Origin of the sequence: Streptomyces sp. MZ04 (assembly GCF_004684775.1) — a bacterium.
GTDB lineage: Bacteria > Actinomycetota > Actinomycetes > Streptomycetales > Streptomycetaceae > Streptomyces.
The window spans coordinates 22,799-37,776 of record NZ_SRIC01000048.1 but is presented as its reverse complement, the minus strand read 5'-3'; the positions used below and the strand labels follow the sequence as shown (position 1 = coordinate 37,776).

The window sequence follows — 14,978 nt, the reverse complement described above, 5'->3', positions numbered from 1 at the left end:
CCCCCGCACCCGCCGACCAGCCGGACAACCCCGCATGGCCCGAGCGCCTGGAACGCCTCGAACGGCGGGATCGTCCGCAGTCCCTGGATCGTCCCGCCGAGCTCACCGACCCCGTCCTCGCCGTGCGCCAACTGCCGCGCTACGAACTGCCGGGACGGCGCTACCTGGGCCGCGCGGACTGCGCCCTCGTCCTTGCCGGGGCCGGTGACACGTACGAGACCTACCTACCCCCTCGGCGCCCCACCGGGCTTCGCGGCCACACCGCTGTGTACGAGGTGGACATGGGGGTCCATCCCTTGCGCCTGCGCACCCAACTGCCCAGCGAGGTCGACAGTTTCGACTTCGAGGCCACCTTCGACCTCACATGGCAGGTGATCGACCCCGAACGGTTCGTCGTCAGCCAGGAACGCGATGTTCCCGCCCTCCTGAACCGTGTGCTCCAACGGCTGGTGCGCCCGATGACGCGGGAGTTCGCCATCTCGTCCAGCGCCGATGCCGAAGCCTCCGTACAGAAACTCCTCGACGCCTGCGGCGACATCGCGGCACGCCAGGGCCTCCGCATGGAAGGCACTGTGCGCCTTGAGCGGGACGCGAAGCTGCGCCATCTCGAACAGGAGCAGGAACTCAGGGCCCGGAAGATCGAGTTCTACCGGCACCACCTGGCCGAGGGCGGGCTCAACTCCCTGCTCCTCCATCTCTCCGAACACCCCCAGGACACCAGCCTGGTCGTGAGCAGCCTGCGTACGGATGAGCTCAAGAAGGTCGAGAACCAGCTCCAGCTCATCGACCGCGTACTCCCTGACGGGCCGCTGGAGAAGTACCAGCTCGAAGAACCCCAGCGGCTGGTCCTCGCGCTCTTCAGGTCCGCACTGACGCAGGCGAAATCCGACCCGTTCCCGGAAGAAGATCCGCTGCTCAAACCGGCCACACCGCCAGCCCCGCTGCACGGCTGAGCACCCTCATCCCAGGGAGGGAACACCATGTCCCAACCGCACGAACCGGAGTACCCCGAGCACATAGAGACACCCGAGCACATCGTGACGCCGTCCCCCGCGGACACCGCACCTCGCCCCGGCCGAGTACACATCGCGGCCCCTCGCCGGAGCGCCGACGCCATGGCCATCAGCTCCCTCGCGCTCCATCTGCCGCACACCATCGCCAGCCTCGCGGCCGTGACCTGCCTCGGCTACCTCGTGGAGAGCTGGACCGGCCTTCCCGTCTGGGCCACGGCCGTCGGCTGGCTGCTCAGCGGCGGGCTGGTCTTCCACCACCCCACCGAGGCCTTCCTGGCCCGTCATGTGCTGGGCTACCGGCCGCCGTCCCTCACCGAGCAGGACCGGCTCGCCCCGCCCTGGCATGACGTCACAGCGCGGTTCGGGGTGGACAGCACCGCGTATCAGCTCTGGATCCACGAGAGCGGAAACCTCAACGCCGAGGCCGCAGCCGGACGCATCGTCGCCGTGACCTCGGCCGCCCTCCGGCTGCCGCCCGACCGGCTCGCCGCCGTCCTCGCCCATGAACTCGGCCACCATGTCTCGGGCCATTCCTGGACCGCGCTCCTGACCTTCTGGTACGCCCTGCCCGCCCGGCTCGTCTGGCAGGGCGCGCGTGCCCTGCACCGACTGACGACGTCTTCCCGCACCGGCCGGACAAGGAGGGCGGGAAGGAGGGCCGGAAGGCTCAGGCAGGCCAGGGAGGCCCGAGAGTCCCGAGAGTCCAGGAACGAGCTCCTCCTGCTTACGATCCTGCTCGCTCTGGTGGTGCTGTATCTGTTCCCCTGGCTGATTCTGCTGGCGTCGGTCCCGTGGCTGCTCGCAGCGGTCAAGCGGCGTGCGGAACTGCGCGCCGACCGCTGTGCCGCCGCACGCGGCTTCGGGCCCCAACTGGCCTACGTACTCGAGCAGTTCATCAACGACGAAGAAGCGGCGAAGTCCTCCGCCGCGGACGGCGCCGACCGGTTCCGCCCGGTGGCCTCGCTGCTCTCCCCGCACCCGGACCTCCACACCCGCCTGCAGAGCCTCCAGCGCTACCTCGAAGCACCCCGCCCCTGAACCGTCCCTGAAACACCGTCCCTGAAACACCGAAGGGCGGCCACCCCGAGGGATGACCGCCCTTCAACTCAACTCAAGCGACTGGCTCGCTACGCCTACTGGTTGTAAGGCCCGTAGTCGTAGTCCTCCAGCGGAACGGCCTGGCCGGAGCCCGTGCCGAACGGCGAGTAGTCGATGTCGTCGTAACCGACGGCCGAGTACATCGCTGCCTTGGCCTCTTCGGTCGGCTCGACCCGGATGTTGCGGTAGCGGGAGAGACCCGTACCGGCCGGGATGAGCTTACCGATGATGACGTTCTCCTTGAGGCCGATCAGGGAGTCGGACTTGGCGTTGATCGCCGCGTCCGTCAGGACCCTGGTCGTCTCCTGGAAGGAAGCCGCGGACAGCCACGACTCCGTCGCCAGCGAGGCCTTGGTGATACCCATCAGCTGCGGACGGCCGGAGGCCGGGTGGCCGCCTTCCGTGACCACACGACGGTTCTCGGTCTCGAACTTCGAGCGCTCGACGAGCTCGCCCGGCAGCAGCTCCGCGTCGCCGGACTCGATGATCGTCACGCGGCGCAGCATCTGCCGGATGATGATCTCGATGTGCTTGTCGTGGATCGACACGCCCTGGCTGTTGTAGACCTTCTGGACTTCGCCGACCAGGTGGACCTGGACCGCGCGCTGACCGAGGATCCGCAGCACGTCGTGCGGGTTGGTGGCACCGAAGGTGAGCTTCTGGCCCACCTCGACGTGGTCACCCTCACGCACGAGGACCTTGGCACGCTTCGAGATCGGGAAGGGAGTCTCGTCGCTGCCGTCGTCCGGCGTGACGACGATCTTCTTGGTCTTCTCGGTCTCCTCGATACGGACGCGGCCTGCCGCCTCCGAGATCGGGGCGACACCCTTGGGCGTACGAGCCTCGAAGAGCTCGACGACACGGGGCAGACCCTGGGTGATGTCGTCACCGGCCACACCACCGGTGTGGAAGGTACGCATCGTCAGCTGCGTGCCGGGCTCACCGATGGACTGGGCGGCGATGATGCCGACCGCCTCACCGATGTCGACCAGCTTGCCGGTGGCGAGCGAACGGCCGTAGCAGAAGGCACAGGTGCCGACCGCGGACTCACAGGTCAGGACCGAGCGGGTCTTGACCTCCTCGACGCCGTTGGCGACCAGGGCGTCGATGAGGACGTCACCGAGGTCGACGTTGGCCGGCGCGATGACCTTGCCGTCGATGACGACGTCCTCGGCCAGCATGCGGGCGTACACCGAGGTCTCGACGTTCTCCGTCTTCCGGAGCACACCGTCCTCGCCCTTGACCGCGATCTTCAGCTTCAGACCGCGCTCGGTGCCACAGTCCTCCTCGCGAATGATGACGTCCTGGGAGACGTCGACCAGACGACGGGTGAGGTAACCGGAGTCGGCGGTACGGAGAGCCGTGTCCGCCAGACCCTTACGGGCACCGTGCGTGGAGATGAAGTACTCAAGAACGGTCAGGCCCTCACGGAAGGAGGCCTTGATCGGACGCGGGATGGTCTCGTTCTTCGCGTTCGACACCAGACCACGCATACCGGCGATCTGACGCATCTGCATCATGTTTCCTCGGGCACCCGAGTCAACCATCATGAAGATGGGGTTCGTCTTGGGGAAGTTCGCGTTCATCGCCTCGGCAACCTCGTTGGTCGCCTTGGTCCAGATCGCGATGAGCTCCTGCGTGCGCTCGTCCTTGGTGATCAGACCGCGCTCGTACTGCTTCTGGACCTTCTCGTCCTGGGCCTCGTAGCCCGCGACGATCTCCTTCTTGGCCGCGGGGACCACGACGTCGGAGATGGCCACGGTGACGCCGGAACGGGTCGCCCAGTAGAAGCCCGCCGCCTTCAGGTTGTCGAGCGTCGCCGCCACGATGACCTTGGGGTAGCGCTCGGCGAGGTCGTTGACGATCTCGGAGAGCTGCTTCTTGCCGACCGAGTAGTCGACGAACGGGTAGTCCTCGGGCAGCAGCTCGTTGAAGAGCGCACGGCCCAGGGACGTACGCAGCCGGAAGCTGTCGCCCTGCTGGTACTCCTGCTCGCCCTCCTCGGCGACCGGCGGCACCCAGCCACGCGGCGGGATGGTGCCCACCGGGAAGCGGATGTCGACGGACGACTGGAGCGCGAGCTCGCCGGCGTCGAACGCCATGATCGCCTCGGCGGTGGAGCCGAACGCACGGCCCTCGCCCTTGACGTCACGCAGCTCACCGTCGGTGGTCAGGAAGAACAGACCGAGGACCATGTCCTGGGTCGGCATCGTGACCGGACGGCCGTCGGCCGGCTTCAGGATGTTGTTCGAGGACAGCATCAGGATGCGGGCCTCGGCCTGCGCCTCCGCGGAGAGCGGCAGGTGCACGGCCATCTGGTCACCGTCGAAGTCCGCGTTGAACGCGGTGCAGACGAGCGGGTGAATCTGAATGGCCTTGCCCTCGACCAGCTGCGGCTCGAAGGCCTGGATGCCGAGGCGGTGCAGCGTCGGCGCACGGTTCAGCAGAACCGGGTGCTCGGCGATGACCTCTTCCAGGACGTCGTACACGACCGTGCGGCCGCGCTCGACCATGCGCTTCGCCGACTTGATGTTCTGCGCGTGGTTGAGGTCGACCAGGCGCTTCATCACGAACGGCTTGAAGAGCTCCAGTGCCATGGCCTTGGGCAGACCACACTGGTGCAGCTTCAGCTGCGGACCGACGACGATCACGGAACGCGCGGAGTAGTCCACACGCTTACCGAGAAGGTTCTGACGGAAACGACCCTGCTTGCCCTTGAGCATGTCGCTCAGGGACTTCAGCGGGCGGTTACCCGGGCCGGTGACCGGGCGACCACGACGACCGTTGTCGAAGAGGGCGTCCACGGCCTCCTGGAGCATGCGCTTCTCGTTGTTCACGATGATCTCGGGAGCACCGAGGTCGAGAAGCCGCTTCAGGCGGTTGTTGCGGTTGATGACGCGGCGGTACAGGTCGTTCAGGTCGGAGGTCGCGAAGCGGCCACCGTCCAGCTGCACCATCGGACGCAGGTCCGGCGGGATGACCGGCACGCAGTCGAGGACCATGCCCTTGGGGCTGTTGGACGTCTGCAGGAAGGCAGAGACGACCTTCAGCCGCTTCAGCGCACGGGTCTTCTTCTGACCCTTGCCGGTACGGATGATCTCGCGAAGGCGCTCGGCCTCCTCGTCGAGGTCGAACGACTCGAGGCGCTTCTGCAGGGCAGCGGCACCCATCGAGCCGTCGAAGTACGTGCCGAAGCGGTCACGCAGCTCGCGGTAGAGCAGCTCGTCGCCCTCGAGGTCCTGGACCTTGAGGTTCTTGAAGCGGTTCCACACCTCGTCGAGACGGTCGATCTCGCGCTGCGCACGGTCGCGCAGCTGCTTCATCTCACGCTCGGCACCTTCGCGCACCTTGCGGCGCACGTCGGCCTTGGCGCCCTCGGCCTCGAGCTCGGCCAGGTCGGTCTCGAGCTTCTTGGCGCGGGCCTCCAGGTCGGAGTCGCGACGGTTCTCGACCTGCTGACGCTCCACGGAGACGTGCGCCTCCAGGGAGGGCAGGTCACGCGTACGGCGCTCCTCGTCCACGAACGTGATCATGTACGCCGCGAAGTAGATGACCTTCTCGAGGTCCTTCGGGGCGAGATCAAGCAGGTAGCCGAGGCGCGACGGAACGCCCTTGAAGTACCAGATGTGCGTGACAGGGGCGGCCAGCTCAATGTGGCCCATCCGCTCACGACGCACCTTGGCGCGAGTGACCTCGACGCCGCAGCGCTCGCAGATGATGCCCTTGAAGCGGACACGCTTGTACTTACCGCAGTAGCACTCCCAGTCCCGGGTCGGACCGAAGATCTTCTCGCAGAAGAGTCCGTCCTTCTCGGGCTTCAGGGTGCGGTAGTTGATGGTCTCCGGCTTCTTGACCTCGCCGTGCGACCACTGTCGGATGTCGTCCGCGGTGGCAAGGCCGATCCGCAGCTCGTCGAAGAAGTTGACGTCGAGCACTTGTCGTCAATCCCTCTTTCGGGGTCGTGTCTCAATCATGGTCTGTACGGGTCCGGGGCGGGGCCGGGACCTCACGAGGAAGTCCCGGCCAGACCCGTCAGACCTCTTCGACGCTGCTCGGCTCGCGCCGGGACAGGTCGATGCCGAGCTCTTCCGCAGCGCGGAAGACGTCCTCGTCGGTGTCACGCATCTCGATGGACATGCCGTCCGAGGACAGCACCTCCACGTTGAGGCACAGGGACTGCATTTCCTTGATGAGCACCTTGAAGGACTCGGGAATGCCGGGCTCGGGGATGTTCTCGCCCTTGACGATGGCCTCGTAGACCTTCACGCGGCCGGTCACGTCGTCGGACTTGATCGTCAGGAGCTCCTGAAGGGCGTACGCGGCGCCATAAGCCTCAAGCGCCCACACCTCCATCTCACCGAAGCGCTGACCACCGAACTGAGCCTTACCACCCAGCGGCTGCTGGGTGATCATGGAGTACGGACCGGTCGAACGGGCGTGCAGCTTGTCGTCGACCAGGTGGTGCAGCTTGAGGATGTACATGTACCCGATCGAGATCGGGTCCGGGAACGGCTCGCCCGAGCGCCCGTCGAACAGCCGCGCCTTGCCGGACGGGAGGACCATGCGGTCGCCGTCGCGGTTCGGGATGGTGTGCTCGAGCAGGCCGGCCAGCTCGTCCTCGCGCGCGCCGTCGAAGACCGGGGTCGCGACGTTCGTACGCGGGGCGACCTGGTCGGCGCCGATGCGCTGCAGGCTCTGCGCCCACTGCTCGCTGAGACCGGAGACGTCCCAGCCCTGGCTGGCGAGCCAGCCGAGGTGGATCTCCAGGACCTGACCCGGGTTCATTCGGGACGGGACACCCAGCGGGTTGAGGATGATGTCGACGGGCGTGCCGTCCTCAAGGAAGGGCATGTCCTCGATCGGGAGGATCTTGGAGATGACGCCCTTGTTTCCGTGCCGACCGGCGAGCTTGTCACCGTCCGTGATCTTGCGCTTCTGCGCCACGTAGACACGAACCAGCTGGTTCACGCCCGGCGGCAGCTCGTCGCCCTCTTCACGGTCGAAGACGCGTACGCCGATGACCTTGCCGATCTCACCGTGCGGCACCTTCAGCGAGGTGTCGCGCACCTCGCGCGCCTTCTCACCGAAGATCGCGCGGAGCAGGCGCTCCTCCGGCGTCAGCTCGGTCTCACCCTTGGGCGTGACCTTGCCGACGAGGATGTCGCCGGCGACGACCTCGGCACCGATACGGATGATGCCGCGCTCGTCGAGGTCGGCGAGGACCTCCTCGGAGACGTTCGGGATGTCCCGGGTGATCTCCTCCGGGCCGAGCTTGGTGTCACGGGCGTCGACCTCGTGCTCCTCGATGTGGATCGAGGAGAGGACGTCGTCCTGCACGAGGCGCTGCGACAGGATGATCGCGTCCTCGTAGTTGTGACCCTCCCACGGCATGAACGCCACGAGCAGGTTCTTGCCGAGGGCCATCTCGCCCTCTTCGGTCGCGGGACCGTCGGCCAGGACCTGGCCCTCGATCACGCGGGCGCCCTCGTCGACGACAACCTTCTGGTTGACGGAGGTGCCCTGGTTCGACCGGGAGAACTTGGCGATGCGGTACGTGGTGTACGTGCCGTCGTCGTTGGTGACCGTGACGTAGTCCGCGGAGACCTCCTGGACCACACCCGCCTTCTCGGCCTTGATCACGTCACCGGCGTCGACCGCACAGCGGTACTCCATGCCGGTGCCGACGAGGGGGGCCTCGGCGGTGATCAGCGGCACGGCCTGACGCATCATGTTCGCGCCCATGAGGGCACGGTTGGCGTCGTCGTGCTCGAGGAACGGGATCATCGCGGTCGCGACCGACACCATCTGGCGCGGCGAGACGTCCATGTAGTCGACGTCGTCACCGGGGATGTAGTCGATCTCGCCGCCACGACGGCGGACCAGGACGCGCGACTCGGTGAAGCGCATGTCCTCACCAAGCACGGCGTTGGCCTGGGCGATCACGAAGCGGTCTTCTTCGTCGGCCGTCAGGTAGTCGACGTCGTCGGTGACGACGCCCTCGACGACCTTGCGGTACGGCGTCTCGACGAAGCCGAACGCGTTGACGCGGCCGTACGAGGCGAGCGAACCGATCAGACCGATGTTCGGGCCTTCAGGGGTCTCAATCGGGCACATGCGGCCGTAGTGAGACGGGTGCACGTCACGGACCTCGAAGCCGGCCCGCTCACGGGAGAGACCACCCGGGCCAAGCGCCGACAGACGGCGCTTGTGGGTGAGACCCGACAGCGGGTTGTTCTGGTCCATGAACTGCGACAGCTGGCTGGTGCCGAAGAACTCCTTGATGGAGGCGACGACCGGCCGGATGTTGATCAGGGTCTGCGGCGTGATCGCCTCGACGTCCTGAGTCGTCATGCGCTCGCGGACGACGCGCTCCATACGAGCCAGACCCGTGCGGACCTGGTTCTGGATGAGCTCGCCGACGTTGCGCAGACGACGGTTGCCGAAGTGGTCGATGTCGTCGGTCTCGACGACGATCGACGTGCCGCTGTCGCCAACGGTCTCGGCCTCACCGGCGTGCAGCTTCACCAGGTACTTGATCGAGGCGATGATGTCCTCGACCGTGAGGATGCCCGCGTCGAGCGGAGCGTCCGCACCCAGCTTCTTGTTCACCTTGTAGCGGCCGACCTTCGCGAGGTCGTAGCGCTTCGGGTTGAAGTAGAGGTTCTCAAGAAGCGTCTGGGCGGCCTCACGGGTCGGCGGCTCGCCCGGACGCAGCTTGCGGTAGATGTCGAGCAGCGCGTCGTCCTGGCCCTGGGTGTGGTCCTTCTCCAGGGTGGCGCGCATGGACTCGTACTCGCCGAACTCCTCGAGGATCTGCTCGGTCGTCCAACCGAGAGCCTTGAGCAGAACGGTGACCGACTGCTTGCGCTTGCGGTCGATGCGCACACCGACCATGTCGCGCTTGTCGATCTCCATCTCCAGCCAGGCACCCCGGGACGGGATGATCTTGGCGGAGAAGATGTCCTTGTCGGACGTCTTGTCGATCGAGGAATCGAAGTAAACGCCGGGCGAACGGACCAGCTGCGACACGACGACACGCTCGGTGCCGTTGATGACGAAGGTGCCCTTGTTCGTCATGAGCGGGAAGTCGCCCATGAAGACCGTCTGGGACTTGATCTCGCCGGTCTCGTTGTTGGTGAACTCAGCCGTGACGAAGAGCGGGGCGGCGAACGTGAAGTCGCGCTCCTTGCACTCGTCGATGGAGTTCTTCGGAGGCTCAAAACGGTGGTCGCGGAACGTCAGCGACATCGACCCAGAGAAGTCCTCGATCGGAGAAATCTCCTCGAAGATCTCTTCCAGACCGGACTTGGTGGGGACGTCCTGTCCGCTGTCCAGAGCCGCCTCGACACGAGCCTTCCACGCTTCATTGCCGAGCAGCCAGTCAAAGCTCTCGGTCTGCAGCGCAAGAAGGTTCGGAACCTCGAGGGGCTCCTTGATCTTTGCAAAGGAGATGCGCAGCGGGGCGGTGCTGGCGCCGTTGTTCGTATTCGCGGTCGAGGCAGTGCGCGAGGCGGCCAAGAGGGGGTCCTTCCGAGGGCTCGGACTCACTACGCGCGTACCGGTCCCAGGCTGGACACAGAGACAGAAATCCCAGGTCAGGGAAGATCTGATCCACAATGCTCAAGCATGGGCATGCCCCTGGTGACGGGCAGGAGGCAGCTAACAGGCAGCGCAAAGGGTCAGTGTAGCCACTAGGCCCACTGATGTCCAGTGCGGGTTCTGGGAGACCCTCGTTGTTCTCAACCCCTGCTGCAAGCCACGCCCTCGATGCACATCGATACTGCCCTCTTCGCCGCCGATCCATGCCTCGGATGCGGATCGTTGTGACGACGCGTCCTGAGAATTGCGCGCTGCGTGCGGTTCGTCAAGGCCCCCCTGCCCAGACTTGGCTCTCAGGGCGTCACCGTCACGGCTGTCCCGAGGCACAACGAAGATCACCATACTCGTCGCGACGGACAGCGCAAGGCAGCCGTAGGGGTGCGCCGGGGAACGCCGAAGGGCGACCACCCAGATGGGTGATCGCCCTTGGCAAGCGCCGCCTGAACGGCGCTCAAAAGGAGTCAGACGACTCGCGAGGTTACTTGACCTCGACGGAGGCGCCGGCAGCCTTGAGGGACTCGGCAGCCTTCTCGGCGGCCTCCTTGGCGACCTTCTCGAGGACCGGCTTCGGGGTGCCGTCGACGAGGTCCTTGGCCTCCTTGAGACCCAGCGAGGTCAGCTCACGCACGACCTTGATGACCTGGATCTTCTTCTCGCCGGCGCCGGTGAGGATGACGTCGAACTCGTCCTGCTCCTCGGCGACCTCGGCAACGGCGCCCGGGCCGGCGGGGCCGGCAACGGCGACCGCGGCGGCGGCGGTGACGTCGAACTTCTCCTCGAACGCCGACACGAAGGCGGCGAGGTCGATGAGGGTCATGTCCTCGAACTGGGCGAGCAGGTCTTCCTGGCTGAGCTTCGCCATGATGGGCGATCCTTCCACTAATTCGGCTGGTGCCGGGTGTGTATGTAGGCGGGCGTACGTTGGGCCCGCTGCGACCGCCGCCCTAGCGGGCGTCGATCAATGCGCGAGCCGAATTACTCGGCACCGCCCTGCTCGGCCTGCTTGGCACGGAGCGCGTCCACGGTGCGGACGAGCTTCGAGGGGAGCGCCTGGAAGACCTGAGCAGCCTGAGTCTGCTTGCCCTTCATGGCGCCCGCCAGCTTGGCGAGCAGAACCTCGCGGGACTCGAGGTCCGCGAGCTTCTTGATCTCATCAGCGGTCAGCGCCTTACCGTCAAGGACACCGCCCTTGATGATGAGGTCGGGGTTGTCCTTGGCGAAGTCACGAAGACCCTTCGCCGACTCCACCGGGTCACCGGTGACGAAGGCAACTGCCGTCGGACCGTTGAACTGGTCGTCGAGCGAGGTGATCCCGGCCGCGTTGGCCGCGATCTTGGTCAGCGTGTTCTTCACCACGGCGTACTCGGAGTTCTCACCGAGCGAACGGCGCAGCTGCTTGAGCTGGGCCACGGTGAGACCCCGGTACTCGGTCAGCACGGCGGCGTTCGAGCTGCGGAACTTGTCCGTGAGCTCGGCTACCGCGGCAGCCTTGTCGGGCGTCGGCATAGAGCGTCGGCCTCCTTCCGGGTGATGAGGACCGCTCAGAAGGGGCTGACAAAACAAAACGCCCCGGCGCGGGCGCCGGGGCATGAGCTCGACCTGACGGAATCCCGTCCGGGAGCACTCACTTCCAGTCACCTGCGCGGGTCGTCCGCAGTTTCAGCGGATCCTTCGGCCACCGCACTCTCTTGCGAGCGCACGGCAACGACCAGCGGTCTTTGGCTTCTGTGGAAGAGTACGCGAACGGGTTCGCGTCAAGCAAATCGGTCGGAACCCAGGTCGGAACCCAGGTCAGAAGCCGCTGTCGGCTCCGGCGCCGGCACTGTCCTTGCCGAGGTCGCCGAGCTCCTTGAACAACTCCATCAGATCGAAGGTCTGCCCGGCCGGCGGCGCGGTCACCTTGGCGGCGGCGCCGTAGTCGGAGAACTTCTGCGAGGTCTTCATCGTGCCCTCGGGGCTCTTCACGTCGATGTCCATGCGGACGGGGTAGTCGTCCTCGTTGACCCAGACCTCGGTGTCGTACCCCTTGATCCCGGACTTCTCGATGTTCTTGAAGAGCTCGTCGCGCTCACCCTTGCCGAGCACATCGTCGAGCCCCTTGTTGCTCTCCATCATTTCCTTGACGGTGAGCCGGCCCTTGTAGCGCTGGGTCTGTACGCCGTCGACCTTCGCGGGGCCGACGTGCTTCAGGTTCGGCGAGTCCAGGAGCAGCGCGAGCTGCTGCGCCGGGTCCTGGTTCATGCTGTCCAGGCCGCCGGTCATCTGCTTCGCGAGGGCGGGGTCACCGGCCTGCTCGGCGATGGCGTTGAGGTCCATCTTCACCCAGCGCTTGCCGTCCATGCCCATGCCCTTGGCCGCGGCCGCGGCCGCGCCCATGTCCATGTACATGACGTTGTCGCGCCAGAGCATCCGGACCTTCTCCGGAGCCTCGGGGTCGCCCTTCGTGAGCGCGGAGCCCGTCATCGTCATATCCATGACGGTCGGGTCCCAGCCCATGACGCCGGACATCTTCATCGTGCCGCCGCCGTCCATCTTCGACGGCATCGACATCGTCATCTCGACCTTGGCCGACTTCGCCTTCGCGGTCTTCTCGTACGCCGCCGTGATGACCTCGGTCACCTGCGACCGGGACTGGGTCTCCCCCGAGCCCGCCCCCTTGGTCTTCTTGCCGCTGTCGGAGCCCTGGCAGGCCACCGCGCCGGTACAGAGCAGCGCGGTGGCGAGCACGGCGCCCGCCACTCTCTTACGTCCCTTGTCCCCACGTACGGAAACAACAGTCATGACCCCACCCCTAGGAACACATGAACGACATATTTCGTGGCGAGACTACCCGACCTCCGAGGTCAGGCCTGCGGCTGCTGGTTCATGAGGTCCTTGAAGCTCACCGTGTCCGAGGCCGGGGGCTTCTCGACGGTGACCGGGGTGCCGTAGTCGCTGTAGTAGACCGTCTGAGAGAAGGAGCCGGTCTTCATGTCGGCCTTCTCGGTCTTCTTGACCAGCAGGTCGTCGTCGTTGACCCAGATGTCGATCGTCTCGGTGCTCATGCCGGCCTGGCTGAACTGCTTCTTCAGCTCGGCCAGTTGCCCCGCGTCGAGGTCCGCGTTCTTGCCGGTGAAGTCGGCGACGTCGACCTCTCCGGAGTAGTGCGTCGCCTTCGTGCCGCGCACCGTCTCCTCGCCCACCCGCTTCACGTCGCCGGAGGCGAGCAGCATCTTGACCGACTGGTTCGGGGTGGTGTTCTGCATCTGGTCCTTGAAGGCGTCACCGGCGGCGCCGCCCATCTCGGCCAGCGTGGCGTAGTCGTACTCGATCCAGTGCTTGCCGCCGCCCGCCTGGGAGGCGAACTCGTCGCCCATGTTCGCGTAGAAGCCGGTCTTCAGATAGCGGTAGTCGATCTCCGACTGCCCCATCTGCTTCATCTGCTCGGCCTGGGTGCCGCCCGTGAGGGTCGCCGTGACGTTGCCGGTGATGCCGTCCGACCAGGCCATGGCGCCGTCCATGTCCATGGACATCTGGGTGCCCATCACCGTCTTGCCCTCGACCTTGGCCGAGTCGGCGTTGTCGGTCTTGTTCTCGATGGTGCGCAGGGCGGCTATCGGACTGAGGGCCGGCGAGCCCTTGCCCTTGCCTTCGCTTCCACCACCCCCGGAACCGCCGGAGGAGCCACAGGCCGCGACCCCGGTCAGCGCGGCAGCCACCGCGATCGAGAGACCCGCACGTCGCATGGTCGTGCTGTTCATGCCGTCCCACCCCTTGTACTCGTGTGAAGCCTGCACGCTAGCGCAGTCCTCTGACAGCTCTGACAGGGATGCGCTAATACGAGGACGGGCCCCGCACCTCGAAAGGTTGCGGGGCCCGTCCACAGAACGCGTACGCGACGCGGCTGCCGTCAGTTTCAGACGGCGGCCGGGTCCTCCTCGACGAGGAGGTTGCGAGTGCGGTTGCTGTCCAGCGGAATGCCGGGGCCCATCGTGGTGGTGAGGGCGGCCTTCTTGATGTAGCGACCCTTGGCGGCCGACGGCTTCAGACGGAGGATCTCCTCCAGGGCCGCGGCGTAGTTCTCCACCAGCTTGGTGTCGTCGAAGGACACCTTGCCGATGATGAAGTGCAGGTTCGAGTGCTTGTCGACGCGGAACTCGATCTTGCCGCCCTTGATGTCGTTGACAGCCTTCACGACGTCGGGGGTGACGGTGCCGGTCTTCGGGTTCGGCATCAGACCACGCGGACCGAGCACGCGGCCGAGGCGGCCGACCTTGCCCATGAGGTCCGGGGTGGCGACGACGGCGTCGAAGTCCAGGCGGCCCTTCGCGACCTCGTCGATGAGCTCGTCGGCGCCGACGATGTCGGCCCCAGCGGCTTCCGCGGCCGCAGCACGGTCACCGGTCGCGAAGACCAGGACCCGGGCGGTCTTGCCGGTGCCGTGCGGGAGGTTCACGGTGCCACGGACCATCTGGTCGGCCTTGCGCGGGTCGACGCCCAGACGCATGGCGACCTCGACGGTGCCGTCGAACTTGGTCGCGGAGGTCTCCTTGGCGAGACGGACGGCCTCGAGCGGGGCGTAGAGCTTCTCCCGGTCGATCTTGGCGTCCGCAGCGCGGAGAGTCTTGCTGCGCTTCACTTCTGCTCCTGGTGGTTCAGGTATGGAGTCGTGGTGCGGACCAGCGCTTGGCCCTACCACTGAGAAAGGTCAGACGGGGGAGGTTCTCAGCCCTCGACCGTGATGCCCATGGAGCGGGCGGTGCCGGCGATGATCTTCGACGCGGCGTTCAGGTCGTTGGCGTTGAGGTCTTCCATCTTGGTGGTGGCGATCTCGCGGACCTGCGCCTCGGTGATCTTGGCGACCTTGGTCTTGTGCGGCTCGCCGGAGCCCTTCTCGACACCCGCGGCCTTGAGGATCATCTTGGCGGCCGGCGGAGTCTTGGTCACGAAGGTGAAGGAACGGTCTTCGTAGACCGTGATCTCCACCGGGATGACCCAGCCACGCTGCGACTCGGTCGCGGCGTTGTAGGCCTTGCAGAACTCCATGATGTTGACGCCGTGCTGGCCCAGCGCGGGGCCGACCGGCGGAGCCGGGTTGGCGGCGCCGGCCTGGATCTGGAGCTTGATGAGCCCCGTGACCTTCTTCTTCTTGGGAGGCATTGCTCTCTCCGGGTCCTAGTGAGAGTTTTCAGCCACCGTCCGGTCATCCGGATGGAGGCATACCGCACAACGATAACGGGTATAGTCGCGCAGCTAAAAACCGAGCAGGTCAGACGGGCTTTGGCAGCC

10 protein-coding genes are annotated in these 14,978 nt (G+C 66.1%); 2 read left to right on the top strand and 8 right to left on the bottom strand.

Features of this window, described 5'->3' with window-relative positions; genetic code table 11:
* Positions 1 to 953: hypothetical protein (locus tag E2651_RS43910; RefSeq protein WP_167828784.1), on the top strand; the 953-nt coding region annotated here is incomplete at its 5' end.
* Positions 954 to 980: 27 nt separating this feature from the next.
* Entirely contained in the window at positions 981 to 2,051 is a 1,071-nt protein-coding gene (locus E2651_RS13680) for a M48 family metalloprotease (protein ID WP_135331369.1), read from the top strand.
* A gap of 95 nt (positions 2,052 to 2,146) precedes the next feature.
* Here the strand turns inward: E2651_RS13680 and E2651_RS13675 are convergent, their stop codons facing one another.
* The 8 genes from E2651_RS13675 to rplK form a co-directional block, all read right to left on the bottom strand.
* The gene (locus tag E2651_RS13675; protein ID WP_135331368.1) at positions 2,147 to 6,046 is read right to left on the bottom strand and encodes a DNA-directed RNA polymerase subunit beta'; all 3,900 of its coding nucleotides are present in this window, start codon (positions 6,044 to 6,046) and stop codon (positions 2,147 to 2,149) included.
* A 97-nt stretch (positions 6,047 to 6,143) separates the two neighbouring features.
* A complete protein-coding gene (gene rpoB / locus E2651_RS13670) occupies positions 6,144 to 9,629 on the bottom strand; it encodes a DNA-directed RNA polymerase subunit beta (protein ID WP_135331367.1) in 3,486 nt (1,161 codons plus the stop codon).
* A 559-nt stretch (positions 9,630 to 10,188) separates the two neighbouring features.
* The gene (gene rplL, locus E2651_RS13660; RefSeq protein WP_135331366.1) at positions 10,189 to 10,572 is read right to left on the bottom strand and encodes a 50S ribosomal protein L7/L12; all 384 of its coding nucleotides are present in this window, start codon (positions 10,570 to 10,572) and stop codon (positions 10,189 to 10,191) included.
* Between the two features lie 113 nt (positions 10,573 to 10,685).
* Positions 10,686 to 11,216, bottom strand: coding sequence for a 50S ribosomal protein L10 (gene rplJ / locus E2651_RS13655; RefSeq protein ID WP_135331365.1), 531 nt, complete (start codon positions 11,214 to 11,216; stop codon positions 10,686 to 10,688).
* Positions 11,217 to 11,501: 285 nt separating this feature from the next.
* A complete protein-coding gene (locus tag E2651_RS13650; RefSeq protein WP_245238794.1) occupies positions 11,502 to 12,491 on the bottom strand; it encodes a hypothetical protein in 990 nt (329 codons plus the stop codon).
* A gap of 62 nt (positions 12,492 to 12,553) precedes the next feature.
* Entirely contained in the window at positions 12,554 to 13,450 is an 897-nt protein-coding gene (locus E2651_RS13645) for a hypothetical protein (RefSeq protein WP_135331364.1), read from the bottom strand.
* Between the two features lie 155 nt (positions 13,451 to 13,605).
* Entirely contained in the window at positions 13,606 to 14,328 is a 723-nt protein-coding gene (gene rplA / locus E2651_RS13640; RefSeq protein WP_135331363.1) for a 50S ribosomal protein L1, read from the bottom strand.
* An 86-nt stretch (positions 14,329 to 14,414) separates the two neighbouring features.
* Positions 14,415 to 14,849, bottom strand: a complete 435-nt coding sequence (gene rplK / locus E2651_RS13635; RefSeq protein ID WP_135331362.1) for a 50S ribosomal protein L11 — start codon at positions 14,847 to 14,849, stop codon at positions 14,415 to 14,417.
* Positions 14,850 to 14,978 lie beyond the last annotated feature (129 nt).